This is a genomic window from Kineococcus vitellinus (genome assembly GCF_009906315.1).
Classification (GTDB): domain Bacteria; phylum Actinomycetota; class Actinomycetes; order Actinomycetales; family Kineococcaceae; genus Kineococcus; species Kineococcus vitellinus.
Window position 1 is genome coordinate 1 of sequence record NZ_JAAALL010000581.1, and the last position, 1027, is coordinate 1027.

General features: G+C 74.8%; 1 protein-coding gene. It reads right to left on the reverse strand.

The features are described 5' to 3' along the window. On the reverse strand, window positions 1-1027 hold a 1027-nt coding region (locus tag GTQ99_RS23550), incomplete at both ends, for an N-acetylmuramoyl-L-alanine amidase (RefSeq protein ID WP_205708125.1).

Consider the following 1027-nt stretch of genomic DNA (forward strand, 5'->3'; position numbering starts at 1 on the left):
CTCCCAGCCCATCGACGCCCACTTCTCGCGGATCGCGCCGCGCACCTCGTGGGCGCCGGTCGCGGGCGACCAGTAGATCGAGCCGCCCTGGAAGTGGGTGTAGAAGCCGCCCTTGGCGGGGGAGTCGTCGGTCGTGGGGAAGCCCATCCCGGTCTCCCAGCCGAGCCGGCCGTAGTGCTCCAGGATGGCGCCGCGCACGGTGTGCGCGCCGGTGGCCGCCGAGGCGTAGATCGCGCCGCCGGTGAAGAAGCGGTAGGTGCCGCTGCCGGCGGGGGTCGTGCTCTCCGCGGTCGTCGGTCCTCCCAGGGTGCCGGCGCCGCCGCCGAGGGCGGCGTACTTGGCGTCGATCGCCGTCGAGGGCGCGGAGCCCATGATCTGCGCGACGCGGTCGCGGATCCAGCCCATCCTGGTGAAGCCGACGTTGCCGGGGCACGCCGTGAAGCCGACGTCGCGGTGGGCGTTGACGGTGCGCAGCTTGACGGTGGTGCCCGCGGCGTAGCGGGCCGTGCCGCCACCGGCGCTGGTCAGCCACGCCGTGCCGTCGGCGGGCAGGGCGTACGTCGACAGCTTCCAGGCGATGACGCGGGCGACGGACTCCAGGCACGCGGCGCTGGGCGCCACGGAGGTGAAGTCGCCCATCATCGACACCCCGAAGGTGTCGCTGTTGAAGCCGCCCGCGTGGGCGCCGACGACCGGCTTGGTGATGCCGCCGGCGCGGCCCTCCCAGATGCCGCCGAAGCGGTCGACGACGAAGTTGTAGCCGAGGTCGGACCAGCCCAGCGAGACCGTGTGGTAGCGGTACATGCCGCGGATGACGGAGGGGACCTCGGCGGCCGAGTAGCTGCCGCCGTCGGCGGTGTGGTGCACGACGGCGGCCTTGATGGTGCCGCTGTAGCCCACGCCGCCGCGGCGCAGCGACTCGTCGGCGCCCCACTCGGCGCGCGAGCGGATCGTCGGCTGCGGGACGGAGCGGGCGGCGGCGGCCAGCGTCGAGCGGGCGCCCCGGGGGGAGCCGGCGGCGTCCGCT